The sequence below is a fragment of the Streptomyces sp. NPDC127098 genome, from assembly GCF_042722465.1.
Classification (GTDB): Bacteria; Actinomycetota; Actinomycetes; order Streptomycetales; family Streptomycetaceae; genus Streptomyces; species Streptomyces millisiae.
Window position 1 is genome coordinate 21,057 of record NZ_JBHXFJ010000059.1, and the last position, 25,704, is coordinate 46,760.

Below are 25,704 nucleotides of genomic sequence, written 5' to 3' on the forward strand. Positions count from 1 at the left end.
GCGCCGTGGCGGGTCGGAGCGGCGGGAAGCGTCTTGGCGCGAGCCTCGCGCTCTTCGGCGAGGTGGTGATCGTCGGGGTGCTGGTGGCCGTGCTGGCGCTGCCGGTGGTCACCGCGCTGCCGGCGCTCGCCGCGGGCGCCGCGCACCTGCGGCGGCACCTGTCGGGGGACAGCGTGCGGGTGGCGGACCTGCTGCGGGACTTCGCGGCCGCCTGCCGCTCGCTGTGGGCGGCCGGGCTGGCCGCGGCCGTGGCCGCGCTCGTGCTGTTGTGGAACCTGTCGCTGGCGCAGGCCGACGTGCTGCCGGGCGCCGGTGGCCTGCTGCTGGTGACGCCGCTGATGATGGCGGCACTTGGGGTGCTGGTGCTGCGCGCCGCCGCCGGCTGGCGCCCGGAGCGGGCCGAACCGCTGGCGCTGGTACGGGAGTCGGCCGAGCACGCGGTGCGCGATCCGGGCGGCTCCGTGCTGTTGGCGTTCGCCTGGCTGATGTGCGCGGTGTTCGTGTGGATGCTGCTGCCGCTCGCGCTGGTGGCCGGCGGCCTCTTGGCGCTGGCCGGTATCGCGGTCGAGCAGCGGTCGGCGGCGCGGGATCAGGCGGAGAGCGACTTGTAGAAGAAGGTCGTGGGCCGCGGCTCGCCCGAGGGGGCGGCCGCGTGGCCCGGCACGACGCCGATGCTGGTCCAGCCCCGCCGCGCGTACAGCGCCTCGGCGGGGCTGCCGGTCTCGGTGTCCAGCATCAGCAGGGTCCGGCCCTCGGCCAGCGCGGCGGCCTCGGCGGCCGCGAGCAGCACGCCGCCCACGCCCCGGCCGCGGGCGTCGCGGCGCACCATGAGCTTGACGATCTCGGCGCGGTGCCGGCTGTTGGGCTTGTCGGCCCTGAGCAGGCTTATGGTGCCGAGCGGCTGGCCGCCGGCACCGCTGGCGAGCCACACCGTCTGTCGGCCGTCGGCCAGGAGCGGGGCCTGGGCGGCCCACCAGGCCAGGGCCTCGGCGCGCTCGAACGGCGCCAGGAAGCCGACGGAGGCCCCGCCGGCGACGGTGTCTACCAGCAGGTCGGCCAACGCGTCGACGTGGTCAAGCAGTTGGGCGCCGGTCGACAGGCTGACGAGTGCCGGATCCGGACGGTCGTGCATGGGCGTGGACTCCTTCACGGGAGGACGACAGCCAGGGCGTAGCGGGCCGGCGTCGGGCCCGCGCAGCGGAAGCGGGAGGCGCCCCAGAGCCGGTAGCGCAGGCAGTCGCCGGGGGCGAGCAGGTGCGGGCGGTCATCGACGGTCAGCTCCAACTCGCCGGCGAGCAGCCACAGATGGTGCTCAAGACCGGCGACCGGTGGCGCGTCGTAGTCGATGGTCGCGCCGGCGAGCAGCGTGCCCTCGACCAGTTCGGCGCGCAGCCCCGGGTGCGGCGGGGAGAGCGAGCGCCGGGTGAACCCGGTGGCCTCGTCCCGCCAGACCGGTTGCTGGTCGGCGCGCAGCAGCTGGGGCGGCTCCCGCTCGACCTCGGCGAGCAGTCGGGACATGGTGAGCCCGTAGACCGTGCCGAGGCGGCCCAGCTGGGCGGCGGTGGGGCTGATCTCGGCCCGCTCCAGGCGGGAGAGCGCGGACCGGCTGACGCCGGCTCTGGTTGCCAGCTCGTCCAGGGTCAGGCCGCGTTCGCGGCGCAGCTCGCCGAGCCTGGTGGCCAGCCGCCGGTCGATCGGGTCCTCCAACGCTTCTCCCATATGCGGGATGCTATCCCAGATCCGGGAACCGCCCGCGGTGGCTCATGAGAATGCGTTGCAGCTCACGCGCGGCCCGTGGCGGCGAGACGTCGCCCCGGTGCGCCACCGAGATCGTCCGGTGCAGCCCGGGCGGGGCGAACGGGGTGGCCCGAAGACCCGAGCGGTCGGCCACCATGCTGGGCACCACGGCGAGCCCCAGGCCGGCGCGCACGAAGCCGAGCACCGCGTCCATCTCGCCGCCCTCCACGCTGAACGAGGGCTCGAAGCCGGCCCCGTGGCAGGCCGCGAGGGTCAGCTCGCGCAGGTCGTAGCCGTGCCGGAACATCACAAGCGGCTGGTCGCGCAGGTCCTCGACCCTGATCCGCCCGCCGGCCCCGGGCGGCGGCCCGGCCGGCGAGGAGATCACCACCAGTTCCTCGCGCAGCAGCTCGGTGGTGGCCAGCGCGGGCCCCTGCGCGGTCAGCGGGGTGATGATCAGCGCGAGGTCGAGGTCGCCGGCGGCCAGGATCCGCACCAGGTCCTGCGAGCCGTCCTCGTGCACCTTCAGCTCCACGCCCGGGTAGCTGTCCCGGAAGGTGCGCAGCACGTCGGGCACCAGGCTGGCGCACAGGCTCGGGGTGGCGCCGAGCCGCAGCCGCCCCCGGCGCAGCTGGGCGACCTCCTGCACCTCGCGGCGGGCCGTCTCCGCGTCGGCCAGGATCCGGCGGGCCAGCGGCAGCAGCGCGGCGCCCGCGTCGGTCAGCGTGATGTGGCCGCGGGCCCGGGAGAACAGCTCGGCGCCGAGCTCCCGCTCCAGCGCCCGGATCTGCTGGGAGAGGGAGGGCTGGGCGACGTGCTCCTGGCGGGCCGCGCGCGTGAAGTGCCGGGTCTCGGCGACGGCCGTGAAGTAGCGGAGCTGCTGTAGCTGCATGACCGGAATCGTACGGCGGCACGATAGGCATCACCTATCGAAAGCAGCCGATCTATGTCTTGGACTGATTCCGTGGGTCTCTCCTACCGTCGATCACATGGCTCTGGCGACACGCACGCCGACTCCCCCCAAGACCCCCCAGCGCCGCCGGCCGTCGTCCGCGCCGGCCAGGTTCTGGCACTCCACGGTCGGCAAGAAGACGGTGATGGCCGTCAGCGGCACGATCATGCTGCTGTACCTGGTCGTCCACATGGCCGGCAACCTCAAGGTCTTCTTCGGCCCCGACGAGATGAACGGCTACGGCCACTGGCTGCGCACCATCGGCGAGCCGGTGCTGCACCACGCGTGGTTCCTGTGGATCGCGCGGGTGGCCCTGCTGACCGCCGTCGTCGCCCACGGCACGGCCGCCTACCAGCTCAGCCGCCGCGACATCGCCGCCCGGCCCGTGCGGTACCGGCACCGCCCGGCGCACACCAGCTACGCCACCCGCACCATGCGCTGGGGCGGCGTGATCATCGCGCTGTTCCTGGTCTGGCACATCCTGGACCTGACGACCGGCACGGTGAACCCCAACGGTGAGGCCGGCCGCCCCTACGAGAACATCGTCGCCTCCTTCAGCACCTGGTACGGCAACGTCATCTACGTCGTCGCCATGCTCGCCGTCGGCCTGCACATCAGGCACGGCTTCCACGCCGCGGCCCAGACCCTCGGCGCCGGGGGCCGCGACCGCGACCGCCTGCTGAAGGGCGTCGCCAACGGTCTCGCCCTGCTGCTGACCGTCGGCTTCCTCTCCGTCCCCGTCGGCGTCATGACCGGAATCGTGGAGTAGTGACGACCATGAGCGACTCCCTCAGCTACCTCGACTACACGACGGGCGACCCGATCCAGGACACCAGGGCGCCGTCGGGACCGATCGCCGAACGCTGGGACCGCCGCCGCTTCGAGGCGAAGCTGGTCAACCCGGCCAACCGCCGCAAGCACACCGTGATCGTGGTCGGCACCGGTCTCGCCGGTGGCGCCGCCGGCGCCACCCTGGCCGAACAGGGCTACCACGTCCTGCAGTTCTGCTACCAGGACTCCCCGCGCCGGGCCCACTCGATCGCGGCCCAGGGCGGCATCAACGCGGCCAAGAACTACCGCAACGACGGCGACTCCGTCCACCGTCTCTTCTACGACACCGTCAAGGGCGGCGACTTCCGCGCCCGCGAGTCCAACGTGCACCGCCTCGCCCAGGTTTCGGTGGAGATCATCGACCAGTGCGTGGCCCAGGGCGTGCCGTTCGCCCGCGAGTACGGCGGACTGCTCGACACCCGCTCGTTCGGCGGCGTGCAGGTCTCGCGCACCTTCTACGCCCGCGGCCAGACCGGCCAGCAGCTGCTGCTCGGCGCCTACCAGGCGCTCTCCCGGCAGATCGCGGCGGGCAACGTGGAGATGCGGCCGCGCACCGAGATGCTCGACCTGATCGTGGTCGACGGACGGGCCCGCGGCATCGTGGCCCGCGACCTGATCACCGGCCGCGTCGACACCTACCTGGCCGACGCCGTGGTGCTGGCCACCGGCGGCTACGGCAACGTCTTCTACCTCTCCACCAACGCGAAGAACTCCAACGCCTCCGCCATCTGGCGCGCCCACCGGCGCGGCGCCTACTTCGCCAACCCCTGCTTCACCCAGATCCACCCGACCTGCATCCCGCGATCCGGCGACCACCAGTCCAAGCTGACGCTGATGAGCGAGTCGCTCCGCAACGACGGCCGCATCTGGGTGCCCAAGCGCCCGGGCGACGACCGCGCCCCCGCCGACATCCCGGAGGACGAGCGCGACTACTACCTGGAGCGGATCTACCCGTCCTTCGGCAACCTGGTGCCGCGCGACATCGCCTCCCGGGCGGCGAAGAACGTGTGCGACGAGGGTCGCGGCGTCGGCCCCGGCGGCCAGGGCGTGTACCTGGACTTCGCCGACGCCATCGCCCGGCTGGGCCGCCCGGCCGTGGAGGCCAAGTACGGCAACCTCTTCGACATGTACGCCCGGATCACCGCCGAGGACCCGTACACGGTGCCGATGCGGATCTACCCGGCCATCCACTACACGATGGGCGGCCTGTGGGTCGACTACGACCTGCAGACCACCATCCCGGGGCTCTTCGCGATCGGCGAGGCCAACTTCTCCGACCACGGCGCCAACCGGCTGGGCGCCTCGGCCCTCATGCAGGGGCTCGCCGACGGCTACTTCATCCTTCCCTCGACCCTGGCCGACTACCTGGCGCGTCACCCGCACGAGGAGGTCGACAAGGACCACCCGGCCGTCACCGACGCCGTGTTCGAGGTCACCGACCGGCTCTACCGGCTGCTGTCCAACAACGGCGACCGCACGCCCGACTCGTTCCACCGCGAGCTCGGCGAACTGCTGTGGGACGAGTGCGGGATGGCCCGCAGCGACGCCGGGCTGCGCAAGGCGCTCGGCCGCATCCCCGAACTGCGCGAGGAGTTCTGGCGCCGCGTGAAGGTGCCGGGCGACGGCAAGGAACTCAACCAGTCGTTGGAGAAGGCCAACCGGATCTCCGACTACCTGGAGCTGGCCGAGCTGATGTGCCTGGACGCGCTGCACCGCACCGAGTCCTGCGGCGGCCACTTCCGCGAGGAGAGCCAGACCGAGGGCGGCGAGGCCGCCCGCCGGGACGAGGAGTTCTCCTACGCGGCGGCCTGGGAGTTCACGGGCACCGGGCGGCCGCCCGTGCTGCACAAGGAAGCCCTCACCTTCGAGTACGTCCACCCCACGCAACGGAGTTACGCGTGAACCTGACCCTGCGCATCTGGCGGCAGCGCGCCCCGGAGTCCCCCGGTGCCATGACCACCTACGAGGTGGCCGACGTCTCCCCCGACATGTCGTTCCTGGAGATGCTGGACACCCTCAACGAGCAGCTGATCCTGCGCGGCGAGGAGCCGGTGGCCTTCGACCACGACTGTCGGGAGGGCATCTGCGGCGCCTGCGGCATGGTGATCAACGGCGACGCGCACGGCCCGGAGCGCACCACCACCTGCCAGCTGCACATGCGCAGCTTCAGCGACGGCGACACCATCGACGTCGAGCCCTGGCGGGCCGCCGCCTTCCCGGTGGTCAAGGACCTGGTGGTCGACAGGTCGGCGTTCGACCGCATCATCGGCTCCGGCGGCTACATCACCGCGCCGACCGGCAGCGCCCCCGAGGCGCACGCCACCCCGGTGCCCAAGCCGGCCGCCGACACCGCGTTCGAGCACGCCGAGTGCATCGGCTGCGGCGCCTGCGTGGCCGCCTGCCCCAACGGCTCGGCGATGCTGTTCACCTCGGCCAAGGTGGTGCACCTCAACTCCCTGCCGCAGGGCGCCCCCGAGCGCGAGAGCCGGGTGCTCGACATGATCGACACCATGGACGCCGAGGGCTTCGGCGGCTGCACCGTCACCGGCATGTGCACCACGGTGTGCCCCAAGGGCATCCCGCTGTCCTCGATCACCACCATGAACCGGGAGTTCCTGCGCGCCACCCGCAAGGGCGGCTCGGCCTGACCCCGGTCCGGCGGACCGGTCCGCCGGGCGCCCGAAACGTCGACCGGCCCCCGCCCGGTGGGGTGGCGGGGACCGGTCACTGGCATGACGGGGCGGGCGGGGCGGCGAGGCGCTACGGCGCCGCTTGCCTGGCGTGCGCATAACGTTCGTACAGGCCCTCCCTGAGGGCCCTCGAAACGGCGAGCGTGCGGTTGTTGCAGTCCATCTTCGCCAGGATGTTGGCCACCAGCCGCTTCGCGCCGTTCTGCGATATCTGCAGACCGCGGGCGATCTGCTTGTTGCTCATCCCCTCGACCATGAGAACCAGGGCTTCCTGTTCCCGTGGGGTGAGCCTCAGTCGGACCTGTGGTGGTGCCTTGTGTCGGCCCGCGAAACGCACCAGATCGGAGGCGAGTTCCTCCGGGATCGCGGCACCGCCGTTCGCCGCGGCGGCCACCGCCTTGCGCAGGCTGGACTCGTTGACGCTGCTGGCCCTGACGAATCCGGCACGAAGCCCCATGACCTTCGGTAAATCGAAGAGGTCACCCTCCTCGACGAGGAGGACGATGCCGACGCCGCGGGCCACGGTGTCCCGCAGCTCGTTGGCGGAGTCCTCGTCCACCTCGTTGAGGAGCGCGATCAGCACGTCGCCCGCGTGGAGGCCCGAGTCCAGCGCGCCGGCGAGGCCCGACCTGGTGCTTATCTCGGGCTCCCGGGGCATGAGTTGGAGCATCCGCTCGACACCGAGGCGGACAACGCCGTTCCCGATTCCGACCGTGACGCGACCGGTGACACTCCCTCTCTCCTGACTTTCCGTGACATCCAACATGACGACCCCCAGTCGTGTGGTCAAGCACCCCTGGTCATTGGAGTGCACTTAAAGGTAACCCCAAGGGATCCCCAAATCCAGACCATATAAATGACGCGATATTGATCACGGAGAGGCCACGGGAAGCGTTTTTGAGAATGCCGAGAATTTCTCCCTGCCGAAGTGCCGCACATCGTCTCTGAAACGTGCGTGTAAACGTTAGCTGGTACGGGCGGTGGCGATTTCCGGAGCCTGCGGTCCGGTCGGCTCCGCGCGCTTGGTGGATCTGGGCCTGACGGCCCAGGCGAGGAACGCGACCAGCGACAGGCCGCCGCCGGCCGCCGAGGCGCCCGCCCAGCCCGCCATCTGGTAGGCGGCGGAGCCGATGGCCGAGCCGAGCGCGCCGCCGATGAAGTAGCTCGTCATGTAGACGGCCGTCAGCCGGGCGCGCGCGCTGGGCGAAAGGGCGTAGATCACGCCCTGGTTGAGCAGGTGCACGCCCTGCACGGTCGCGTCCATCACCAACACCCCGACGATCAGCAGCAGCAGGCTCTCGCCGCCGGCCCCCATCGCGAGGAAGGAGAGCGCCAGCGCGGAGAGCATGAGACCGGAGAGCACGCTCTGCCGCGCGTCGGTCATGTACCGGCCGGCCAGGTTGGTGGTGAGCGCGCCCGCGACGCCGACCAGGCCGAACAGGCCGATGTCGCCCTGGTCGAAGTGGTAGGGGTCGTCCGCGAGCAGGAACGCGGCCGTCGTCCAGAAGCAGTTGAAGGCCGCGTAGACGCAGGCGCCGATGAGCGAACGGCGGCGCAGCACGGGCTGGCTGGCGGCGACCGAGACGATGGCCCGCATCTGCTGCCGGTAGGTGATGCTGAGGTCGGCGGGGCGCGGGCCGAGCAGCCGGAACAGGACGGAGGCGGCGAGCAGCATGAAGACGGCGGCGAGGGCGTAGACCGCGCGCCAGCTGACGGCCTCGGAGACGAGCCCGGCGAAGGTGCGGGAGAGCAGCACGCCGATCAACATCCCGCTCAGCAGCATCCCGATGACGCGGTTGCGCGCGGCGTCGCCGGCCACCGAGGCCGCGAACGGGACCAGGATCTGCACCACCACGGAACTGACGCCGACGACGCAGGCGGCGACGATCAGGGTGGTGAGGTTGGGCGCCGCCGCGCTGACGGTGAGGGCGGCGGCGTCGACCAGCAGCAGGCCGCACACCAGCGGGCGGCGCGGCACGATGTCGCCGAGCGGCACGAGGAGCACCAGGGCGGCGGCGTACCCGAGTTGGGTGGCGGTCACGACGGCGCCCGTGCTGCCCTGGGAGACGCCGAAGCTCTCCGAGATGGCGTGCAGCAACGGCTGTGTGTAGTACAGGTTCGCCACCGTCAGGCCGCACGCGAACGTCAGCAGCCAGACAAAGCGGGGGGATGGCGTTATCTGCATGCGAACTGTCTTCCTTCGGGGCCGGGTTGGGTTACCCAGCTGCAACTAGTTAGTTAGACGAAGGAGTCAAACCACACAGTCAAACCGTTTGGTTGGGCGCTATCGTCATGAAACCGCATGGTTTCCCGTGTGGCAACCCCGTGGAGGAAGTGGCATATGACGTCGCTGGACACCAAGAGCCGCATCATGGCCGCCGCGCTCGCCGAGTTCGCCGAGCACGGCGTGGCCGGGGCCAGGGTCGACCGGATCGCCCGCAACGCGCGGGCGAACAAGGAGTCGATCTACCGCTACTACGGCCTCAAGGAGGAGCTGCTCGAGCAGGTGCTCAGCGAGTACCTGCGGCACAACGGGGACACCGTCACCCCTGAGGCCAACGCGCTGGACGAGTACGTGGCGGGCCTGTTCCGGCACTACCGGCACGACCCGCGCTATCTGAGGCTCTGTCTGTGGGAGGGGATGGAGGGGATCGGGATGCGGAGCGACACGGCGATCGAGGAGCGCCGCGCCCACTTCGCCGACAAGCTGGACGCCGTCCGCGCCTCCCAGGAGGCCGGCACCGTCGACCCCGAGCTGGACCCCAGACACCTGATGATCGTGCTGCTGGGGATGGTCAACTACTGGTTCGCGGTGCCGCAGATCGTGCGGCTGCTCTTCGACGGGGAGCCGGACGCGGCCGTGCTGGCGGAGCACGAGCGGTTCGTGGCGGAGTGCGCGCGGCGGATCATCGCCCCGCGGGATTCGCCGCGCGAACAGGCTGACGCGGCGGGGTCGCTGCGCGAGCCCGACGACGCGCCGCGCTAGCCGCGCGGGCCGGGCGATGCGGCGGGGTCGCTGCGGGATGCGCTGCGCGAGCCAGGCCCGGCGTTGGCCGGGCGAGCGGAACGCAGTGTTCGCCGCGCGAGCCGGGCGACGCGCCGCGCCGGTCACGCTCGCCGTCGAGCGCGCCGCCGCGCAGGCGCCGGCGACACCGCGCGCTAACCGCCGGGGTCGGCGCCTGAGGCGGGCGACGCGACAGGCTGACCGCGAGGTTCGCCACGCGAGCCAGGCCCCGCGTTCACCGCACCAGCGGGACACCGCGGCGCGCCGGTCGCGCTCGCCGCCACGCGAGCGGGACACCGCACTAACCGCCGGGGTCGGCGCCTGAGGCGGGCGCCGTGGGCCCGTCGTCGAGCGCGTCGCAGCCCGGCAGGCAGACCTGGCGGCCCGGCAGGCCGCCGCCCATCGACCAGCAGGCGACGGCGTCGTCGCACGGCGGGCGGGGGTCCCACAGCGGGCCGGTCGCCGCCCGGCGGGCGGCCGGGCCGCGATCCCGCCGCGCCGCGGGCTCAGTCCGCATGGGGCGGCCCTCCCGACCCGGCCGCAGGCCGTTCGTGCCAGCGGATAAGCGCGGTGGCCACCGACATGCCGCCGCCGAAACCGGCGAGGAGCAGCAGGTCGCCGTCCGCGAACGCGCCTTCGCCACGGGCGTGGTCGAGCGCGATCGGGATGGAGGCGGCGCTGGTGTTGCCGTGCCGCTCCACGGTGAGCACCTGGCGGGCCCGGCCGAGCCCGAGGAGCGGCCAGACGTCGGCCAGCAGCGCGCCGTTGGCCTGGTGCGGGACGAAGTGGTCGACGTCGTCCCCGGTCAGGCCGTTGGCGTCGAGCACGCTCGCGACGGCCGCCGGCAGTTGGTCGGTGACGAACTCCCTGACGCCACGTCCGTCCATCCGGAAGTGGTGCGAGCCGTCGATGACGCTCTCCTTGCTCGCCGGGACACGGCTGCCGCCGGCCTCGACGCGGATGAGCCCGGACAGGTCGCCGCGGCTCGACATACCGCCGCCCATGAAGCCACGGTCGCGCGGCACCGGACCGAGCACCACGGCGCCCGCCCCGTCGCCGAAGAGGATCGCCGTCTTGCGGTCGCTCGGGTCGATGATGCGCGAGTAGACGTCGGCGCCGATGACCAGGCCGTAGCCGCCGGTGCCCGACATCAGGCGGGCACCGGCCGCGAGCGCGAACACGAAGCCGGCGCAGACCGCGTTGATGTCGAAGGCCGCGGCCTGGTGGGCGCCGATCTGGTGCTGCACCAGGCAGGCGGTGGCGGGCTGCGGCTGGTCGGGGGTGGAGGTGGCGACCAGTACCCAGCCGAGTTGGTCGGCGGTGATCCCGGCGTCGGCGAGCGCGGCCCGGGCGGCCTTGACCGCCAGGTCCGAGGTCGCCTCGTAGTGGCGCGCGTAACGCCGTTCCCTGATGGTGGTCTTGCGGACGATCCACTCCGGGGTGACGCCGGCCCGGGCGGCGACGACGCTGTTGGACACCACCTGGCTCGGCAGGTGGGAGCCCACGCCGACGATGCCGGTGCCCGGGGTGCCTTCGGGGAAGGCGGTCATGCCCTCGCTCCTCTCGCGGTCGATCGTCCCGCGGTGCTGTGCCCCGCGGTGCTGTGTCCCGCGCGACGGCGCCGGCGCGCGGCGAGGTGCGCGAGCACCTCGGGGTGGTCGCCGACGGCGACCGGGTGGCCGACGAGGTCGAGCATCGGCAGGTCGCTGGGGTGGTCGCCGTAGGCGTAGCAGTCGGCGGGGTCGACGGTCGAGTGCTCGTCCAGCAGCTGCCGGACGGCGGCCTCCTTGTGCTCGCCGATCATGGGGGTCTCGATCTCCCCGGTGTAGCGGCCGCGGGCGGTCAGCGGCCTGGTGCACAGCACGTGGCTGGCGTCCACGGCCTCCGCGATCGGGTCGAGGCAGGCGTCGAAGGAGCCGGAGACCAGCACCAACGCGGCCCCGGCGAGGCGGTGTTCGCGCAGCGCGAGGAGGGTGTCGGGCAGGTAGAAGCCCTCGCGCGCGGCGCGGTCGGCGTACCAACGGCGGCCGGCCTCGCGGATCTCCACCACCGGGGCGCCGCGGTAGGCCCGGTAGTAGGCGCGGTTGACCTCGGTGCGGGGGACGCCGCGGTCGGCCATCGAGCGCAACTCCCCCGCCACCCGCCGGTATACGCCGGGCGGGGTGTGGAACGCCAGGAAGTCGAACATGCTCTTGGTGCTGATCAGCGTCTCGTCGACGTCGCAGAACACCAGGTAGGGCCGTTGGGTGCGGGTGGTCATCGCGCGTCACCCGCCCCGCCGAGTTCGACCGCGACCAGCACCAGGTCGGTGTCGCCGGTGTTGCGCAGCGCGTGCCGGACGCTGCCGCCCGCCGGGAGCGGGTTGAACTTGACCGTGCCGGTGACGAGTTCGACGTCCTCGGGCTCGCCGCCCTCGGCGTCGCTCACCTGCGCCGAGCCGCCGCTGACGACGATGGTCAGCCAGGGCCTGTGGTGGGTGTGGAACGGCCGGCTCTCGCCGCGCGGGATGCGCTCCACCCAGGACCTGGCGTCGCGGGTGTCGACCTCGAGTTCGGCGCCGAGTTCCTTCCAGGGCCCGTCGTGGGAGGCGGCGCCCGCGTCCGGGTCGGTGACGGTGGTCATGGGGTGCTCCTCGGAGGTGGGGGCGGGCGCGGCCGGCCGCGCGGGGTGGAACGCGGCGAGCAGCGCGTGCACGGACTCCAGGTCGTCGGGGTGTCCGTGGTCGGCGACGTAGCCGTCGGGCCTGACGAGGTAGTAGCCGTCCCTGGCGCAGGGCAGCGACGGCACGCGGGCCTGGTCGAGCGCGTGGTGCGTGAGGAGGCCGGGCCAGTCGGCGGCCACGGCCCCGGCCCGCCGGGCGAGGGCGCCGGAGCCGACGGTCACCAGGCGGTAGCCGTCCCGCTGCGGGCCGGTGACCGGCAGCCTGGCGGGGAACGCGGCGCCGACGCCGCCGTGCGCGCGTGCCCGCCGTCCCGGCGGGCGCAGCATGGGCGGATAGGTGATGCGGCGGCCCGCCATCACGGGCGCGTACCGGCGGGTGAGCACGCCGGTGGAGTCGGCGGCCCGCAGCAGCACGTCGCGGACCCGCACCTTCCAGGGGGCCGACACCAGCCAGGCCCTGGTCTGGATGTCGGTGTCCCTGACCACCTGGCGGGCCACCGCGTGGCGTTCCCTGTGGTAGGTGTCGAGCAGGGTCGGCGCGGCGCGCCCGGTGATCACGGCGGCCAGCTTCCACGCGAGGTTGTGGGCGTCCTGGAGGCCGGTGTTGAGGCCCTGGCCGCCGGCGGGCGAGTGGATGTGGGCGGCGTCGCCGGCGAGGAAGCAGCGTCCACCGCGCATGCGGGTGACCAGCCGGTGGTGGACCTCGAAGGTGCTGATCCACTCCGGGTCCGCCAGGTCGACGCCGCCCGGGCCGCGCTGTTCCACCACGCCCTGGAGCAGTTCGAGGCTGGCCTGCCGCTGCCCGGTCGGCGCGTTGACGAAGAACCGGGAGCGGCCGTCGGGCAGCGGGACCACCACCAGGACGCCGCCGGGCGACTGGTAGTAGTGGGCGATGTCGCGGGCGAGGAGGTCGCCGCCCGCGCCGCGCCGGCGGGCGGTGGCGAAGGCGTCGACCAGCATGAAGGTGTTGGGGTAGGTGGCGCCGACGAACTCGATGCCGAGCAGGTCGCGCACGGTGCTGTGCGCGCCGTCGGCGCCGATCACCCAGCCGGCTGTCATGGTGTCGGTCGTGCCGTCCGCGTCCCGGGTCACCAGGCGTACGCCCTCGGGGCGTTGGTCGAGCTCGACCAACCGCCGGCCGCGTTCCACCGTGCCGCCCAGCTCGTGCAGCAGGGTGGTCAGCACCTCCTCGGTGGAGCGCTGCGGCAGGCACTGCGGGAAGGTCGCGGTGTCGAAGTCGATGTGCGCGACCGGGCGTTTCGACGAGTAGTAGCTGAACCGCCGCAGCGGGATGGCCCTTCCGGCCGCCCCCCGCGCGACGCCGAGCCGGTCGAGCACGTCCATGCTGCGCGGCCACAGCAACAACGCCTTGGAGTGGGCGGAGGGTTCGGGTCTGGCGTCGATCAGCCGGACCGATATCCCGTGGCGCAGGAGTTCGCAGGCCGCGACCAGTCCGGTGGGGCCCGCGCCGACGATGGCCACGTCGGTCGTGGTCGGCACGGCGCTCAACCCCCCTGCCGCAGGTAGGTGAGTTCGATCTCGGCGGTGGAGATCGGCGTGTCCCGCTGGCCGAGCGTCGCGGTGACCGGCACGGTGAGCAGCCCGCCCCTGGTGACCGGGGCGCCGGCGGTGGCGGTCGCGGTGGTGGTCAGGTCGAGCTCGCCGAACCGGACGAAGACGGCGTCGAGCCCGGTGAGCCGGCCGCGGAACGGGTGGAGCGCGTGGGTCGTGTCGGCGGCGTGCAGGGCGATCTGCCGGTACGCCTCGTTCATCACCATGCCGGGGACGTGGTCCTGTGGGTGGTCGAACATGCTGGGGTGGTCCTGGTCGACCCGGAGGTCGGCGGTGACCTCGCCGGGCCCGGTGACGCGCGGCGCGGCGAGCACGACGTTGTCCTGGTCGCGGCGGCCGACCAGGTCGGGGGCGATGGCCGGGAGGGGCGCGAGCGGCACTCCCTCGGCGGCGAGTCCGGCCTCGGCCCGGCCGCGTTCGCGCAGCCGGGAGTAGGAGTCGGGGGTCTTGTAGACCATGCCCATGCCGACCTCGGCCACCGGGTGTCCCTCGATGATGAGGATGGCCTCGAAGTCGAGGCCGCGGACCGCGTCGTCGCGCAGCACGGTGCGGACGACGCGGACGTTGACGGTCAGCTGCGCCGGGGCCGGCCCGACGCGGAGTCCGGGCAGTGAGGTGACGGCGATCCGGTTGTGGGTGAGGACGAACTTGTCGCGCTCCGGGATGTCGTGGAACTCGTGGGCGCCGGCCATCACGGCCTGCCGGACGATCTCGACCAGCAGCAGCGTGTCGTGGTGCGCGGGTGCTCGGCCGCCGTCGCCGAAGTAGGCGTGGGAACGCGGGAGTTGTGCACCGCAGGCGAACAGGTCGGCGGCGAGCGGCACGATGTCGGTGACGAACGTCTCGGCCAGCGCCGCGCGGTGCACGCGGCTGCGGCTGATGGTGGAGTGGAACTGGATGTCGGGCGTGGGGATGGTGGGGGCCTGGGGTGCGTGGGGGAAGCCGGGGCTCGGCATGGTGCGCGGTCACCTTCCTGGGTGCCCCGCCCGGCGGTGGCCGGGGGAGGGTGGCGGACGGTCGGCTGCGGTGCCGGAGGCCGGGGTCAGAAGCGGGTGCCGACGGGCGCGGGCAGGCCGTCGAGCTCGACGAGGTCGGCCTCGCCCAGTTCCAGGTCGACGGACTTCACGTTGTCCTCCAGGTGCGCGAGCCTGGTGCTGCCGGGGATCGGCACGACGTGCGGCCCCTGGGCGAGCACCCAGGCCAGGGCGACCTGGGCCGGGGTGGCGTCGTGGCGCTGGGCGACCTTCTCGACGCCGTCCACGATGCGCAGGTTCCGCTCCAGCGCGGTGGGCGCGAACCTCGGCTGCTGGGCCCGGAAGTCGCTGGGCGGCAGTTGGTCGGCGCTGCGGATGGTGCCGGTCAGGAAGCCGCGGCCGAGCGGCGAGAACGGCAGGAAGCCGACGCCGTTCGCCTGGCACCAGGGCAGCACGTCGGCCAGCGGGTCCCGCGACCACAGCGACAGCTCGGACTGGAGGGTGGCGACCGGGTGGATGGCGGAGGCGCGCTCCAGGTGCTCGACCTTGGCCTCGGACAGCCCGATGTGCCGTGCCTTGCCGGCGGCGACGAGCTCGGCCATGGCGCCCCAGGACTCCTCGATGGGCACCTCGGGGTCGATGCGGTGCAGCTGGTAGAGGTCGACGTGGTCGGTGCCGAGGCGGCGCAGGCTGCCGTCGATGGAGGCCCTGATGTGCTCGGGGCGGCCGTTGGGCGTCACCTTGACCTTGGTCGGGTAGAGCGACATGTCCGGGACCAGGCCGCACTTGGTGGCCAGCACGACCTCGTCACGCCGGCCGGCGAGCGCGCGTCCGACCAACTCCTCGTTGGTGAACGGGCCGTAGAGGTCCGCGGTGTCGATGAAGGTGACGCCGAGGTCGACGGCGCGCTTGATGACGCGGTCGGACTCGGCGTCGTCGCGCTCGGACTCGGCGTAGACCCAGCTCATGCCCATGCAGCCGAGGCCGATCGCGGAGAGTTCGAGTCCGCTGTCGCCGGTCAGTCGGGTCTTCATGTCGGGGGCTCCTTCGCGGTGTTGCGCGTGATCGGGGGGTCAGTAGGGCGCGACGGGGGTGAAGTAGCGGCGCGGGTTGTCCACGAGCATCACGCGCACGTCCTCCTCGGTGACGCCGAGTTCGAGCAGCGCGGGGATGACGCGGCGGTGCAGGTGGGTGTAGTCCCAGTCGGGCAGGGTCGCCGCCATGTCCTCCTGGGTGAAGTAGTCGATGAAGCAGGGGCAGTCGTGGGAGAGGACCATGCGGTCGGCGTAGCCGGCGGCGACGAGGTCGGCGACGATGCGGACCCGCTTCTCGTGGGGGGTGAAGTTGTCGAGGCCGAACCGGTCCATGCCGATGGTCGAGCCGGCGTCCATCAACTCCTTGAGGTAGTCGAGGTCGTCGGTGTCCCCGCTGTGGCCGATGATCACGTGGCTGAGGTCCACGCCCTCCTCGGCGAGGATCTTCTGCTGCGCAAGGCCGTTGCGGACGTAGGCGTTGGAGTGCGTGGTGATGGGCGTGCCGGTCTCGCGGTGGGCCTGGGCGGTGGCGCGCAGCACGCGTTCGACGCCCTCGGAGACTGTGGCCTCCTCCGTCGCGCACTTGAGCACGGCGGCGCGGACCCCGGTGTCCGCGATGCCGGTGGTGATGTCGCGCACGAACAGCTCGGTCATGGGCTCCGGCCCCTCGAAGAGCCGCCCCGGGCCGCGGTAGTGAAAGAAGTAGGGGACGTCGTGGTACGTGTAGACGCCGGTCGCGACGATGATGTTGAGCGGCACCCGGGCGGCCACCTTCTGGACCCGCGGGATGAACCGACCCTGGCCGATCGCGGTGAGGTCGACGAAGGTGCGCACGCCGAGTTCGTGGGCCGTCGTCAGCTTGGCCACGGCGTCGTCGACACGTTCCTCCTCGTTCCACAGGTGCGGCTGGTTCTGCTGGACGTCGGGGGTCAGCACGAACAGGTGCTCGTGCATGAGCGTGACGCCGAGGTCGTCGACGCCGACCGGGCCCCGGACGGTCTGGACGAAGGACTCACCGTTTTGTGACATGGGCATGCCATCTCCTCGGTCGCCGAAACGGGCGGCGTTGGGTCGGGGGTGCCTGGGATGCGGTCGATCTCCCCCAAGCCTCATGCCAGCGGCAACCGGCCACAAGGCGAGATCGGTCTGCCCGTTCGGGTACCCCGCACGGCCGCCGCGGGCCCGAAGCGGGCACGCGGCGGCCCCGGCCCCGCTCAGGGAGCGGTCGGCGGCTCCGCCTCGTACCCCCGCCGCAGCGCCTCGACGAACGCCGACGCCGCCGGCAGCTCCACGGCCCCGATCCGGCGCACCGGCACCGCCGGCGTCCACGAGTTCATGACCACCGCCCCCTTCAGGGCCGCCACGTCGCCCGGCGTGACCTCCGAGACCCGCTGCGGCACCCCGAGCCCCGCCAACCGCCGGCGCAGGATCCCCATCGTCACCCCGCCCAGGACCTCGGCCTCCGGCCACACCACCGCCTCGCCGTCCCAGAACGCGAGGTTCCAGATCGTCGCCTCGCTCAACCGCCCCCGCCGGTCCACGAACGCCGCGTCGTCGAAGCCCTCGGCGACGGCCCGGCGCAACAGGTGGGTCTTGGCCACCTCCCCCACGTGCTTCACCCCGGGCAGCGTCCGCTCGTGCTCGACCACGGCCAGCGCCAGCGGACCCGCCGGCCCGTCCGTGGGCGGCCCGGTCCGCACCAGCACGTCGAGCCCGCCCTCGGCGGCGGTGAACTCCCCCGCCGACGAGTACACCGTCGCCGTCAGCGAGGCATCGGCCGGCGACTCCCCGAGCGCGGCCCGCAGCAGCTCCCGCACCCGCTCGTCGGGCAACGCCCGCCCGAAGAGCTCAACCGACGCCGACCGCAACCGCGCCAGATGGAGGTCGAGCCCCCTGATCCGCCCGCCCCGCACCTGCGCGGCCGTGAAGTGCGCGTATCCCGCGAACGCCAACGGCGCGAGCTCCTCGGCGCTCGCCGGCCGCCCGTTCCGTTGCACGACGAAGAAGGTCATACCCTCAGCTCCCTGGAAACCCTGGACATCCGGAATGTTCACAGCGCCGGCGACGTTAGGCCCTGACACCGGTGGAAAGGTCAAACGCGGATGGTGTGCGGCACATGCTGATCGGAGAGCTGTCGAGGCTGACCGGGGCGAGCCACCGCTCGCTGCGCTACTACGAGGCCCAGGGCCTCCTCACCGCGCGGCGGGGCGTGAACGGCTACCGCGAGTACGACGAGCACGCCGTCGCCACCGTGCGACAGATCCGCACCCTGCTGGACATCGGCCTCTCCACCGACGTGATCCGCACCGTCCTCCCCTGCGTCCGCGGCGAACTGCGCGACCCCACCCACCTCACCTGGTGCGAGGACCTGCGCGCCGTCCTGAGCCGCGAGCTGGCCACCATGGACGACCGCATCACCGGCCTCCAACGCAGCCGCCGCGCCCTGGCGAGCTACCTGGCCGAGGCGTGATCCGGCTCATCCGCGGCGCCTGAAGCAAGCGAAACCCCCGGCCCCCGCACTGCGTCGTGGTAGACGCAGGCATGGACATCCCGGAATGGGCGTCGGCGGGACGGGAGGAGCGGGTTGATGGCGGTCGCGCCGTTGGATGTGGGGGATCCCGAGCGGATCGGGCCGTACCGGATCGTGGGTCGGCTGGGCCGGGGCGGGATGGGCCAGGTCTATCTGGGTGTGACGCCGGGCGGCTACGCGGTGGCGGTGAAGGTGGTACGGACGGTGTTGGCGGACGACCCCGAGTTCCGGAGTCGGTTCGTCCACGAGGTACGGGCGGCCCGTCGGGTGACCGGGTTCTTCACCGCCGCGGTCGTGGATGCCGAGCCGCAAGGCACGCCTCCGTGGCTGGCCACCAGGTACGTACGCGGGGTGTCGCTGGAGACGGCGGTGGCCGAGTTCGGTCCATGGCCGACGGAGCCGGTGCTGGCGCTGGGTGCCGCGCTGGCGGAGGCGCTGGAGGCCATCCACCGCCAGAAACTTGTGCATCGCGATCTCAAACCGTCCAACGTGCTGCTGGCCGCGGACGGTCCACGGGTGATCGACTTCGGCATCTCGCTGGCCGCGGAGTCCACCGAGCTCACCGAGAGCGGAATGGTGGTGGGGACACCGGGCTACATCTCGCCGGAGCAGCTGGTTGGCCGTACGGTGGGGGCAGCCAGCGACGTGTTCGCCCTGGGGGCCGTGCTGGTCCATGCGGCGACCGGAAGGGGCCCGTTCGGGACCGGTCACGCCCACGCCCTCAACTACCGTGTCGTCCATGAGGAGCCGGACCTGACCGGCCTGCCGCCCGAGTTGGCCGACGTCGTGGCCCGATGCCTGGCCAAGGACCCCGACCAACGCCCCACCGTGCCGCACCTGGTGGCCGAACTGGGCCGGGGACCGCGGTCCGGACAGGCTGACGGCTCGTCCGCGGAAGCCGGCTGGCTCCCCAAGCCGGTGACGGTCGAGCTCACGCGCAGGCTCGTCGAACAACTGCCGGTGCCAGAACCGGAATCCTCGTCACCTGTCTCGTCCCCCGGCGGCAAAGGCCGCGTGCTCACGCGCGGCTGGTACCTTGCGGGCCTCGCCGTCACCGCCATCCTCGCGGTCATCGCCGCAGCGACGCTCCTCCCTGACCGCGGGTCCGGCGACGATCCCGTCGAGCGGGCCGAGGAGACCCGTGCACCGGCACTCCGGCAACTGTGGACGTACAGGCAGAGCCCGAACCGCCCGCCGCTGGTCGAGGACGGGACGATCTACTTCGCCCACGGCCTCTCCGGCGCGGCCGACGCCGCCGTCTACGCCGTCGACGCCGACACCGGCGATCACCTGTGGGAACACAACCAGACGACGGGCTACGTGGGCCCGCTGGCCTTCGCTGAAGGCACGCTCTTCTTCAGTAGCGGCGAATTCGGCGACCCCGGCGGCGACCGCGTGTACGCCCTGGACGCCGACACCGGCAGTCTCCTCTGGGAGCTCAACCCCGACGGGGAGGTGGAGGTGGGCGAGGGCCCAGTCGCGATCGGCGGAACCGTCTACTTCACCACCTTTGACACGGACTTCCAACGCATCCTGTACGCAGCGGACGCGGCCACCGGAGAAATCGTCTGGAACCACTCGGCTGGCAGAATGTACGCGATGGCCGCGGCCGACGAGGTCGTCTATTACAGCGGCTACACCACCAGTTCTGGGAACATCTATCTGTACACCCTGGATGCCGGTACGGGCGAGCAGCTGTGGAGGGTACGGATCGGCGATGACGTCGACGACATGATGCACTCACTCGCCTTTACCGGTGGTGTCATCCACGGTGTCAGCGATGGCGCCCTGTCCGCCTGGGACGCCGATACCGGCGACCTGCTCCGGACGCGCCGCACCGACCTCGACCTCCAGCATCCGGAACCCCCGACCATGTCCGGCGGTGTCGTCTACGCCAGCGGCGTCAGCGAACCCAACACGGGATACGGCGAGGTACTCGCGGTCAGTGCGGAAACCGGCGACGTGCTGTGGGAGAACCGGATGATGGTGGGGGAGGACGCGTCGCTCACCGTCACGGCCGAAGCTGTCTACGTCGTCACGGAATTCGGCGACCTGTACCTCCTGGACACCAACAGCGGCGAGACCACGGGGCAGGTCCAGCTGGCGGATGGCGACGACCCTCGAGCGACCATCGTCAACGAGGTGGCGTATTACGACGGTGGTGACGGACGCCTGCACACCGCCACGATCAACCGCTGATTCACGTACGTGAGCCGCGCTCGTACCGCGAGAGCTCGCACGCGAACCAGATGCACTTCCCCTTCCGGGGACGGCCGGCCTCGTAGCCGAACCGTGGCGCCATCGCGCGCAGCATCCACAGGCCACGTCCCGACTCGGCGTCCCAGGCCGGCTCGCCGATGACGGGTGGCGCGGGCAAGCGGTCGTAGACGCGCACGATCGCCTCGGCGCCGTTGGCCGTGACGGTGAGACAACAGCGCTTGCTGTCCACGTGCTTGATCACGTTGGACAGCAACTCCGAGACGCCGAGCCGAGCCAACTCGACCGCCGGCGGGTCCGCACCCCAACCGACGAGCGCTTCGCTCACGATCCGCCGCCAGTGTTCGATCTCCGACGCTCGCGCCGTCAGGACCCAGCGGAACGTCCGTTGCTTGGCGGCGACCGTCTCTCCGAGCTTCCGCATCACAACCCCCTTCGTCTGCCGGACGAGCGTTGGTCACGTGACCCGTCACGCGCAAGGGAAGGCGACCCAATACCCCTCGAAAGAATTACAGCAGGTGGCGGCGCAACAGCAGAGCGATACGCTCAGCGCGCCGAGGAGGGGAGAACCGTGACCGCCACCGTGAATACCAACGCCATCTTCGCCATGCGTGACGTGGGCGAGAACCTTCAGCAACTCCGCACCCGAGCCGGCCTACGACAGGACGACGCGGCCGTGCGGTTGAACGTCACCCGCTACACGATCAGCAAGATCGAACGCGGGAAGGCGTTCCCCACCGAGCACCAACTCCGCGCTCTCGTCCGGCTCTACCGTGCCACGGTCGAGGAACGCGCGGCCCTCAAGGCCAAGATCGAACACGGCAGGTCGTATGGGCGCGCGTGGTGGGAGCAGTTGCCGTTCCGGAACCTCTTCCAGGGCGACTCCTACCGGTACTTCTACGTGGAGGACGCGGCCGAACGCATCTGCCACAGCTCCGGCACCTACGTTCCGGGCCTCTTGCAGGCGAAGGAGTACATCGAGGCCATCGCCGCCTTCGGGCAGAAGCAGGAGAGCGCCGAACGTCGGGAGGTCTTCGTCGAGGCCAGGCTGCGGCGGCAGGCGATCCTGCACCGTCGCAATCCCGTCTCAGTCGACCTGCTCTGCCTCGAGTCAGCCCTACGCGCGGTCGTCGGCGGGCCGGAGGTCATGCGTCGACAGCTTCGACTCCTGCTCGAGTTGGGGCAGCACTCCCATATCGGCCTGCGCGTGGTGCCCCACTCCACGGGAGCACCGAGCATCCATGCCTCCCCCTTCACCGTGCTCGACTTCCCCGGCACGGACAACCGCAGCGTGGTCTCGCAGGAGACGATCAGCGGTGAGACGCTCTCCGATGACCCTGCCGACGTGCGGCGTGCGCGACGCAAGTTCGCCGACCTCGCGGAGCACGCGCTCGGCAGGCAGGAAACCCTTCGGCGCATCGAAGAGATCGAGAGAGAACTCACATGAACCAGCCCAAGGTCGACCTCTACTCCGCCGCCCTCGACGGCCGGTGGGTCAAGTCGTCTTACAGCAACGGCAGTGGCAGCGACTGCGTCCGACTCATGCGTCTCGCCGGCGGCGTGGCCATAGGCGACTCCAAAAGCCCCGAACGAGCGCCGCTGCGCTGCACCTACGCCGAGCTCAGGTCGTTCCTCGACCACCTGGTGCGTGCCTAGTATCGGTCCATGACAAGGACCGACCGCGCCAGCCGGCTGATCGCGGCACCACAGACGACCGTCTACGACGCCCTCCTCGACCGGGGGGCCATCGAGGCATGGCTACCGCCGGACGGCATGCGCGGGCGCGTCGAGTGGTGGGACCCACGGCCCGGCGGCGGGTTCCGGATGGTCCTCACCTATCTCGACCCCACCGACAGCCCCGGCAAGACGTCGGGCGCGACGGACGTCGTCGAGGTCGGGTTCGCCGACCTGGTGCCGGGGGAACGCGTGGTGCAGCGGGCCGTGTTCGAGGCCGACGACCCGTCGTACGCCGGCACCATGACGATGACCTGGCAGCTCACCCCGGCCGGCGAGGGGACCGAGGTGACCGTCACCGCCACCGACGTGCCATCCGGCATCGCCCAGGCGGACCACGAGGCCGGCATCGCCTCCTCGCTGGCCAACCTGGCGTCGTACGTCGAGACGCCCTCCGCCGGGTCGCCGACTCGCTGAAGCGCGCTCGCGGCAGGACGCCGCACGTCGCAGATGCCCCGTCACGCCTCCACCGGCACCCAGGCCAGGCGGTCGCCGGCGGCCCGAACGCGGCCGAAGGTCACGTCGGCGAAGTGGATGCCGAAGCCGATCGTGTCGGGTTCCCGGAGTTCGGCGATCAGCCGGCGGCGGACGTCCGTCGACCAGGTCGTGTCGTGGTCGGGGGCCGCGTGCCACTCCGGGTGGTTGATCTGGATCGGGGAGTGCAGGGCGTCGCCGAAGGCGATCAGGCGGCGGCCGCCGGAGGCGATGACGTAGACGGCGTGGCCGGGGGTGTGGCCGGGGGCCAGGCGGACGTGGACGTCGGGGAATATCTCCTCGCCGTCCGCGATGGTGCGGACATGCGGGGCGAGCGCGTCGAGGACGTCCTTGCCGGTGCCGTGTGATTCCAGCAGGTCGCGTTGGGTCCACTCGGGCTCGGCGACCAGGTGGGGGGCGTGGGCGAGTGCCGGGTGGCCGGCCCAGCCGAGGTGGTCGACGTGCAGGTGGGTGAAGGCCAGCGCCTCGATGTCCCGTGGCGCGCGGCCGATTCGGGCCAGGTTGTCGAGGAGCGCGCCGCCGTGGATGGCGCCGATGGCGCTGCCCGGTTCGGCCGGGACGGACTGTGGGCCGAAGCCGGCGTCTATCAGCAGGGCGCGGTCGCCCCGTTCCACCAGCAGTCCGCCGACGCCGGCGGCGAGGTGCCCGGTGTCGTCCAGGTACTCGGGGTGGGCGGCCCAGTCCTCGTCCGTCGTGGTGGGTAGCCAGCCGCGCGGCGTGAGCTGGACGGCTCCGTCCGGCACGTAGGTCACCCTGGTCTCGCCGAGCCGAAGTGACCTGAGGGTCGCGGGCCTGCGCAGTCGTTCGTCCGTGTCCATGACGGCGACCATAAAGCATCAAGCTAGAAACATTCAAGCTTGCAATGTTCAGGCTTGAGCTAGGATGGTCCGCATGAGCACCGACGATCAGGAGACGCGGGCCGTCGCCGAGCGGCAGCTCTGCGGCCTGGTGAACGGGATGGCCCAGCAGATCGCCGAGCACCTGCGCCAGCGCGCCACCGCGCTCGGGCTCACCGCGCCGCAGGCGACCGCGCTGCGCGAGCTCAGCGGGCCGATGACCATGCGGGAGCTCGCCGAGCGGATGAGCTGCGAGCCCTCCAACGCCACCTTCGTGGTCGACCGGCTGGAGAAGCAGGGGCTGATCGAGCGCCGCCCACACCCCACCGACCGCCGCGCCAGGCACCTGCTCCTCACCCCGGACGGCACCGCGCTCCGGGAGCGGCTGCTCGCGCTCCTCGGCGAGGACTCCCCGCTCGCCGCCCTCTCGGCAGACGAACAGCGCACGCTGCAAGGGCTGTTGGAGCGCGCCATCGTCCCCGCGGCCACAACCCGGGTGCGCGCGTGATCATGTCCGGGTAGCCTGCACCCATGCACATGCTTCAGATGTACGGCTGACGCGGACCCCGGGCAGCGCCCGGCCTCCGCTCCACGTGTCGTGCGGGCGCCGCCAACGGCGGTGCCCCGGCTCGTCGTTCCCTTCTCGCCGTAGATCTGAAACGAGTGGTCTCCATGTCTCGTCGCCGTGCCCATGTCGCCATGGTCGGCATCCCCGCCATCAGCCACGTCCTGCCGAGCCTCGAAGTCGTCCGCGAGCTGGTGTCCCGCGGGCACCGCGTGACCTACGCCAACGACCCGCGCGTCGCACGCGTCGCCGAGCGCATCAGGGAGACGGGCGCCGAACTGGTGCCCTGCCACTCCACGTTGCCGGTCGACGACAACGACTGGCCGGACGACCCGATCGCCGCCATGGGCTGCTTCCTCGACGACGCCGTCCAGGCACTCCCCCAGCTCCGGGCCGCCTACGACCCGGACCCTGCCGACCTCTACCTGTACGACATCGGCGCCTACGCGGCCCGCGCCCTCGCCGAGGCGCAGGGGCGTCCGCTGCTCCAGCTGTCGCCGACCTACGTGGCCTGGAAGGGGTACGAGGAGGAGGTCGCCGCCCAGCTCTGGCAGCTGCCGGGCGCCGCCGCGTACCGTGCCAGGTTCGCCGACTGGCTCGGCTCGTGCGGCGCGACCACCACCGACGTGGACGCCTTCTCCGGGCGCCCGTCGCGCGCCCTGGCGCTGATCCCCCGGGCGATGCAGCCGCAGGCCGACCGGGTCGACACCGAGACGGTGACCTTCGTCGGCCCCTGCTTCGGCACCCGCACGGCGCGCGACGCGTGGACCCGCCCGGCCGGCGCCGAGCGGGTGCTGCTGGTCTCGCTGGGCTCGGCCTACACCCGCCAACCCGAGTTCTACCGCCGGTGCCTGCGGGCCTTCGGCGACCTGCCGGGCTGGCACGTGGTGCTCCAGATCGGCCGGCACACCGACCCGGCCGAGTTGGGCGAGATCCCGGCCAACGTCGAGACGCACCCCTGGGTGCCGCAGTTGGCGATCCTGGAGCAGGCCGACGCGTTCGTCACCCACGCCGGGATGGGCGGCAGCAGCGAGGGGCTGTTCACGGGCGTGCCGATGATCACCGTGCCACAGGCCGTCGACCAGTTCATGAACGCGGACCGGCTGGTCGAGCTCGGCGTGGCCCGCCGCCTCGACACGGCGGACGCGACGGCGGAGGCGCTGCGGGCGGCGCTCACCGAACTGGTCGACGACCCCGAGGTGGCGCGCCGCTCGCGACGGCTGCGGGAAGAGGTCCGCGCCGAGGGCGGCACCACGCGAGCGGCCGACCTCGTCGAGGCGATGCTGCGCCAACCCGCCGCCCCGCCGACCAGCTAGGAAGCCAGCATTCCGCGCAGCAACTCGGTGATGCCGGTGCGGAGTTCGGCCTCGCTCGGCGGGGTCGCGGACTCCGCGCCGGCCACGAAGCGGAACTGGACGCCCTCGCACCAGGCGGCCAGGGAGCGGGCCTGACGCGCGGGATCCCGCGCGCCGAGCGCGGCCAGCACGGCGGCCAGCGCGTCCCGGAACCCACGGCCCAACTCGCCGTAGACGGCACGGAGTTCGAGGTTGCGGGTCGCCTCCAGGGCCAGCTCGACGCGGGCCCTGGTCAGGTCGGCGCCCTCGCTGATCGACCGGTGCAGGGCCATCGCCAGCACTGCCCCCGCCGCCTCGGGCCCCGACTCCGCGCCGGCGGGCAGCGGTTCGCCGGCGCCGAGGACCGCCGCCTCCCGGGCGGCGAGGCGCCTGGTCGCCAGTTCGAGCAGCGCGGTGCGGGTCCGCGCCCGGTTGGACGTCGAGCCGGGCGGCAGCCCGGCCGCCTCGTCGACCGCGCGGTGGGTCAGGCCACGGGCGCCGCGCGCCGCCCGCCCGCCCCCCCCCGCGGCGGCGCACA

General features: G+C 72.1%; 28 protein-coding genes. 12 read left to right on the forward strand and 16 right to left on the reverse strand.

Annotation, left to right across the window (positions count from 1 at the left end; all coding sequences use genetic code 11):
* Positions 1 to 5 precede the first annotated feature (5 nt).
* Positions 6 to 611 (forward strand): hypothetical protein, encoded by a 606-nt coding sequence (locus tag ACFWI8_RS28395; RefSeq protein WP_387097195.1) that lies wholly within the window; start codon positions 6 to 8, stop codon positions 609 to 611.
* Here the strand turns inward: ACFWI8_RS28395 and ACFWI8_RS28400 are convergent.
* Genes ACFWI8_RS28400 through ACFWI8_RS28410 form a run of 3 tightly spaced genes read right to left on the reverse strand, consistent with a single transcriptional unit; the run spans position 590 to position 2,629 of the window.
* Positions 590 to 1,132, reverse strand: a complete 543-nt coding sequence (locus ACFWI8_RS28400) for a GNAT family N-acetyltransferase (RefSeq protein WP_387097197.1) — start codon at positions 1,130 to 1,132, stop codon at positions 590 to 592. The genes ACFWI8_RS28395 and ACFWI8_RS28400 overlap by 22 nt on opposite strands.
* A 14-nt stretch (positions 1,133 to 1,146) precedes the next feature.
* Complete coding sequence (locus tag ACFWI8_RS28405; protein WP_387097199.1) at positions 1,147 to 1,719, reverse strand: helix-turn-helix domain-containing protein; 573 nt, start codon at positions 1,717 to 1,719, stop codon at positions 1,147 to 1,149.
* A gap of 10 nt (positions 1,720 to 1,729) precedes the next feature.
* Positions 1,730 to 2,629: a LysR family transcriptional regulator gene (locus ACFWI8_RS28410; protein ID WP_387097202.1), complete on the reverse strand. Its 900-nt coding sequence runs from the start codon at positions 2,627 to 2,629 to the stop codon at positions 1,730 to 1,732.
* Positions 2,630 to 2,726: 97 nt separating this feature from the next.
* On the opposite strand from ACFWI8_RS28410, the gene ACFWI8_RS28415 reads away from it, so the two are divergent.
* The 3 genes from ACFWI8_RS28415 to ACFWI8_RS28425 are packed head-to-tail and all read left to right on the forward strand — an operon-like array spanning position 2,727 to position 6,168.
* Positions 2,727 to 3,458, forward strand: coding sequence for a succinate dehydrogenase cytochrome b subunit (locus tag ACFWI8_RS28415; RefSeq protein ID WP_387097205.1), 732 nt, complete (start codon positions 2,727 to 2,729; stop codon positions 3,456 to 3,458).
* 8 nt (positions 3,459 to 3,466) lie between these two features.
* Positions 3,467 to 5,422, forward strand: coding sequence for a fumarate reductase/succinate dehydrogenase flavoprotein subunit (locus ACFWI8_RS28420; protein WP_387097206.1), 1,956 nt, complete (start codon positions 3,467 to 3,469; stop codon positions 5,420 to 5,422).
* Positions 5,419 to 6,168, forward strand: coding sequence for a succinate dehydrogenase/fumarate reductase iron-sulfur subunit (locus ACFWI8_RS28425; RefSeq protein WP_387097209.1), 750 nt, complete (start codon positions 5,419 to 5,421; stop codon positions 6,166 to 6,168). The genes ACFWI8_RS28420 and ACFWI8_RS28425 overlap by 4 nt, the downstream gene beginning before the upstream one ends.
* 112 nt (positions 6,169 to 6,280) lie before the next feature.
* Here ACFWI8_RS28425 and ACFWI8_RS28430 read toward each other — a convergent pair whose 3' ends face one another.
* Together ACFWI8_RS28430 and ACFWI8_RS28435 are read right to left on the reverse strand one after the other, a co-directional pair.
* The gene (locus ACFWI8_RS28430; protein WP_387097212.1) at positions 6,281 to 6,868 is read right to left on the reverse strand and encodes a response regulator transcription factor; all 588 of its coding nucleotides are present in this window, start codon (positions 6,866 to 6,868) and stop codon (positions 6,281 to 6,283) included.
* Positions 6,869 to 7,174: 306 nt separating this feature from the next.
* Positions 7,175 to 8,395, reverse strand: coding sequence for an MFS transporter (locus tag ACFWI8_RS28435; RefSeq protein WP_387097214.1), 1,221 nt, complete (start codon positions 8,393 to 8,395; stop codon positions 7,175 to 7,177).
* 156 nt (positions 8,396 to 8,551) lie between these two features.
* On the opposite strand from ACFWI8_RS28435, the gene ACFWI8_RS28440 reads away from it, so the two are divergent.
* Complete coding sequence (locus ACFWI8_RS28440) at positions 8,552 to 9,196, forward strand: TetR family transcriptional regulator (RefSeq protein WP_387097216.1); 645 nt, start codon at positions 8,552 to 8,554, stop codon at positions 9,194 to 9,196.
* A 319-nt stretch (positions 9,197 to 9,515) separates the two neighbouring features.
* On the opposite strand, the gene ACFWI8_RS28445 is transcribed toward ACFWI8_RS28440, so the two are convergent.
* The 8 genes from ACFWI8_RS28445 to ACFWI8_RS28480 form a co-directional block, all read right to left on the reverse strand.
* Positions 9,516 to 9,731 (reverse strand): hypothetical protein, encoded by a 216-nt coding sequence (locus ACFWI8_RS28445; protein ID WP_387097219.1) that lies wholly within the window; start codon positions 9,729 to 9,731, stop codon positions 9,516 to 9,518.
* On the reverse strand, positions 9,721 to 10,764 hold the full coding sequence (locus ACFWI8_RS28450; RefSeq protein WP_387097221.1) for a 3-oxoacyl-ACP synthase III family protein: 1,044 nt from the start codon (positions 10,762 to 10,764) through the stop codon (positions 9,721 to 9,723). Before ACFWI8_RS28450 ends, ACFWI8_RS28445 begins: the two co-directional genes overlap by 11 nt.
* On the reverse strand, positions 10,761 to 11,474 hold the full coding sequence (locus tag ACFWI8_RS28455) for an HAD family hydrolase (RefSeq protein ID WP_387097224.1): 714 nt from the start codon (positions 11,472 to 11,474) through the stop codon (positions 10,761 to 10,763). Before ACFWI8_RS28455 ends, ACFWI8_RS28450 begins: the two co-directional genes overlap by 4 nt.
* Positions 11,471 to 13,375: an FAD-dependent monooxygenase gene (locus tag ACFWI8_RS28460; protein WP_387097227.1), complete on the reverse strand. Its 1,905-nt coding sequence runs from the start codon at positions 13,373 to 13,375 to the stop codon at positions 11,471 to 11,473. Before ACFWI8_RS28460 ends, ACFWI8_RS28455 begins: the two co-directional genes overlap by 4 nt.
* A 5-nt stretch (positions 13,376 to 13,380) precedes the next feature.
* Positions 13,381 to 14,403: a ScbA/BarX family gamma-butyrolactone biosynthesis protein gene (locus ACFWI8_RS28465; RefSeq protein WP_387097230.1), complete on the reverse strand. Its 1,023-nt coding sequence runs from the start codon at positions 14,401 to 14,403 to the stop codon at positions 13,381 to 13,383.
* An 86-nt stretch (positions 14,404 to 14,489) separates the two neighbouring features.
* Positions 14,490 to 15,455: an aldo/keto reductase gene (locus tag ACFWI8_RS28470; RefSeq protein ID WP_311600952.1), complete on the reverse strand. Its 966-nt coding sequence runs from the start codon at positions 15,453 to 15,455 to the stop codon at positions 14,490 to 14,492.
* 39 nt (positions 15,456 to 15,494) lie between these two features.
* The gene (locus ACFWI8_RS28475; protein ID WP_387097233.1) at positions 15,495 to 16,490 is read right to left on the reverse strand and encodes a phosphotriesterase; all 996 of its coding nucleotides are present in this window, start codon (positions 16,488 to 16,490) and stop codon (positions 15,495 to 15,497) included.
* A gap of 179 nt (positions 16,491 to 16,669) precedes the next feature.
* Positions 16,670 to 17,467 (reverse strand): aminotransferase class IV family protein, encoded by a 798-nt coding sequence (locus tag ACFWI8_RS28480; protein WP_387097236.1) that lies wholly within the window; start codon positions 17,465 to 17,467, stop codon positions 16,670 to 16,672.
* Positions 17,468 to 17,571: 104 nt separating this feature from the next.
* On the opposite strand from ACFWI8_RS28480, the gene ACFWI8_RS28485 reads away from it, so the two are divergent.
* Both ACFWI8_RS28485 and ACFWI8_RS28490 read left to right on the forward strand, forming a co-directional pair.
* Complete coding sequence (locus ACFWI8_RS28485) at positions 17,572 to 17,925, forward strand: MerR family transcriptional regulator (protein ID WP_387097239.1); 354 nt, start codon at positions 17,572 to 17,574, stop codon at positions 17,923 to 17,925.
* Between the two features lie 117 nt (positions 17,926 to 18,042).
* Positions 18,043 to 20,184, forward strand: coding sequence for a PQQ-binding-like beta-propeller repeat protein (locus tag ACFWI8_RS28490; protein WP_387097242.1), 2,142 nt, complete (start codon positions 18,043 to 18,045; stop codon positions 20,182 to 20,184).
* A gap of 1 nt (position 20,185) precedes the next feature.
* On the opposite strand, the gene ACFWI8_RS28495 is transcribed toward ACFWI8_RS28490, so the two are convergent.
* Positions 20,186 to 20,626: an ATP-binding protein gene (locus ACFWI8_RS28495; RefSeq protein WP_387097244.1), complete on the reverse strand. Its 441-nt coding sequence runs from the start codon at positions 20,624 to 20,626 to the stop codon at positions 20,186 to 20,188.
* 147 nt (positions 20,627 to 20,773) lie between these two features.
* On the opposite strand from ACFWI8_RS28495, the gene ACFWI8_RS28500 reads away from it, so the two are divergent.
* The 3 genes from ACFWI8_RS28500 to ACFWI8_RS28510 are packed head-to-tail and all read left to right on the forward strand — an operon-like array spanning position 20,774 to position 22,353.
* Positions 20,774 to 21,649, forward strand: coding sequence for a Scr1 family TA system antitoxin-like transcriptional regulator (locus ACFWI8_RS28500; RefSeq protein ID WP_387097247.1), 876 nt, complete (start codon positions 20,774 to 20,776; stop codon positions 21,647 to 21,649).
* Complete coding sequence (locus tag ACFWI8_RS28505) at positions 21,646 to 21,858, forward strand: DUF397 domain-containing protein (protein WP_387097250.1); 213 nt, start codon at positions 21,646 to 21,648, stop codon at positions 21,856 to 21,858. The genes ACFWI8_RS28500 and ACFWI8_RS28505 overlap by 4 nt, the downstream gene beginning before the upstream one ends.
* Positions 21,859 to 21,867: 9 nt before the next feature.
* A complete protein-coding gene (locus ACFWI8_RS28510; protein ID WP_387097253.1) occupies positions 21,868 to 22,353 on the forward strand; it encodes an SRPBCC family protein in 486 nt (161 codons plus the stop codon).
* A gap of 41 nt (positions 22,354 to 22,394) precedes the next feature.
* Here ACFWI8_RS28510 and ACFWI8_RS28515 read toward each other — a convergent pair whose 3' ends face one another.
* A complete protein-coding gene (locus tag ACFWI8_RS28515; RefSeq protein WP_387097255.1) occupies positions 22,395 to 23,249 on the reverse strand; it encodes an MBL fold metallo-hydrolase in 855 nt (284 codons plus the stop codon).
* Between the two features lie 73 nt (positions 23,250 to 23,322).
* On the opposite strand from ACFWI8_RS28515, the gene ACFWI8_RS28520 reads away from it, so the two are divergent.
* Both ACFWI8_RS28520 and ACFWI8_RS28525 read left to right on the forward strand, forming a co-directional pair.
* Positions 23,323 to 23,775, forward strand: a complete 453-nt coding sequence (locus ACFWI8_RS28520) for a MarR family winged helix-turn-helix transcriptional regulator (RefSeq protein ID WP_387097258.1) — start codon at positions 23,323 to 23,325, stop codon at positions 23,773 to 23,775.
* Between the two features lie 164 nt (positions 23,776 to 23,939).
* The gene (locus ACFWI8_RS28525) at positions 23,940 to 25,148 is read left to right on the forward strand and encodes a macrolide family glycosyltransferase (RefSeq protein ID WP_387097260.1); all 1,209 of its coding nucleotides are present in this window, start codon (positions 23,940 to 23,942) and stop codon (positions 25,146 to 25,148) included.
* On the opposite strand, the gene ACFWI8_RS28530 is transcribed toward ACFWI8_RS28525, so the two are convergent.
* Positions 25,145 to 25,704 (reverse strand): TetR/AcrR family transcriptional regulator (locus tag ACFWI8_RS28530; protein ID WP_387097263.1); only part of this gene is annotated, 560 nt, incomplete at its 5' end. The genes ACFWI8_RS28525 and ACFWI8_RS28530 overlap by 4 nt on opposite strands.

What these genes read in the sequence shown, in the direction of transcription:
- ACFWI8_RS28400 (WP_387097197.1), bottom strand. Translation starts at nt 1,132, where the DNA reads ATGCACGACCGTCCGGATCCGGCACTCGTCAGCCTGTCGACCGGCGCC.
- ACFWI8_RS28405 (WP_387097199.1), bottom strand. Translation starts at nt 1,719, where the DNA reads ATGGGAGAAGCGTTGGAGGACCCGATCGACCGGCGGCTGGCCACCAGG.
- ACFWI8_RS28410 (WP_387097202.1), bottom strand. Translation starts at nt 2,629, where the DNA reads ATGCAGCTACAGCAGCTCCGCTACTTCACGGCCGTCGCCGAGACCCGG.
- ACFWI8_RS28415 (WP_387097205.1), top strand. Translation starts at nt 2,727, where the DNA reads ATGGCTCTGGCGACACGCACGCCGACTCCCCCCAAGACCCCCCAGCGC.
- ACFWI8_RS28420 (WP_387097206.1), top strand. Translation starts at nt 3,467, where the DNA reads ATGAGCGACTCCCTCAGCTACCTCGACTACACGACGGGCGACCCGATC.
- ACFWI8_RS28430 (WP_387097212.1), bottom strand. Translation starts at nt 6,868, where the DNA reads ATGCCCCGGGAGCCCGAGATAAGCACCAGGTCGGGCCTCGCCGGCGCG.
- ACFWI8_RS28435 (WP_387097214.1), bottom strand. Translation starts at nt 8,395, where the DNA reads ATGCAGATAACGCCATCCCCCCGCTTTGTCTGGCTGCTGACGTTCGCG.
- ACFWI8_RS28440 (WP_387097216.1), top strand. Translation starts at nt 8,552, where the DNA reads ATGACGTCGCTGGACACCAAGAGCCGCATCATGGCCGCCGCGCTCGCC.
- ACFWI8_RS28445 (WP_387097219.1), bottom strand. Translation starts at nt 9,731, where the DNA reads ATGCGGACTGAGCCCGCGGCGCGGCGGGATCGCGGCCCGGCCGCCCGC.
- ACFWI8_RS28450 (WP_387097221.1), bottom strand. Translation starts at nt 10,764, where the DNA reads ATGACCGCCTTCCCCGAAGGCACCCCGGGCACCGGCATCGTCGGCGTG.
- ACFWI8_RS28455 (WP_387097224.1), bottom strand. Translation starts at nt 11,474, where the DNA reads ATGACCACCCGCACCCAACGGCCCTACCTGGTGTTCTGCGACGTCGAC.
- ACFWI8_RS28465 (WP_387097230.1), bottom strand. Translation starts at nt 14,403, where the DNA reads ATGCCGAGCCCCGGCTTCCCCCACGCACCCCAGGCCCCCACCATCCCC.
- ACFWI8_RS28470 (WP_311600952.1), bottom strand. Translation starts at nt 15,455, where the DNA reads ATGAAGACCCGACTGACCGGCGACAGCGGACTCGAACTCTCCGCGATC.
- ACFWI8_RS28475 (WP_387097233.1), bottom strand. Translation starts at nt 16,490, where the DNA reads ATGCCCATGTCACAAAACGGTGAGTCCTTCGTCCAGACCGTCCGGGGC.
- ACFWI8_RS28480 (WP_387097236.1), bottom strand. Translation starts at nt 17,467, where the DNA reads ATGACCTTCTTCGTCGTGCAACGGAACGGGCGGCCGGCGAGCGCCGAG.
- ACFWI8_RS28485 (WP_387097239.1), top strand. Translation starts at nt 17,572, where the DNA reads ATGCTGATCGGAGAGCTGTCGAGGCTGACCGGGGCGAGCCACCGCTCG.
- ACFWI8_RS28490 (WP_387097242.1), top strand. Translation starts at nt 18,043, where the DNA reads ATGGCGGTCGCGCCGTTGGATGTGGGGGATCCCGAGCGGATCGGGCCG.
- ACFWI8_RS28495 (WP_387097244.1), bottom strand. Translation starts at nt 20,626, where the DNA reads ATGCGGAAGCTCGGAGAGACGGTCGCCGCCAAGCAACGGACGTTCCGC.
- ACFWI8_RS28505 (WP_387097250.1), top strand. Translation starts at nt 21,646, where the DNA reads ATGAACCAGCCCAAGGTCGACCTCTACTCCGCCGCCCTCGACGGCCGG.
- ACFWI8_RS28510 (WP_387097253.1), top strand. Translation starts at nt 21,868, where the DNA reads ATGACAAGGACCGACCGCGCCAGCCGGCTGATCGCGGCACCACAGACG.
- ACFWI8_RS28515 (WP_387097255.1), bottom strand. Translation starts at nt 23,249, where the DNA reads ATGGACACGGACGAACGACTGCGCAGGCCCGCGACCCTCAGGTCACTT.
- ACFWI8_RS28520 (WP_387097258.1), top strand. Translation starts at nt 23,323, where the DNA reads ATGAGCACCGACGATCAGGAGACGCGGGCCGTCGCCGAGCGGCAGCTC.
- ACFWI8_RS28525 (WP_387097260.1), top strand. Translation starts at nt 23,940, where the DNA reads ATGTCTCGTCGCCGTGCCCATGTCGCCATGGTCGGCATCCCCGCCATC.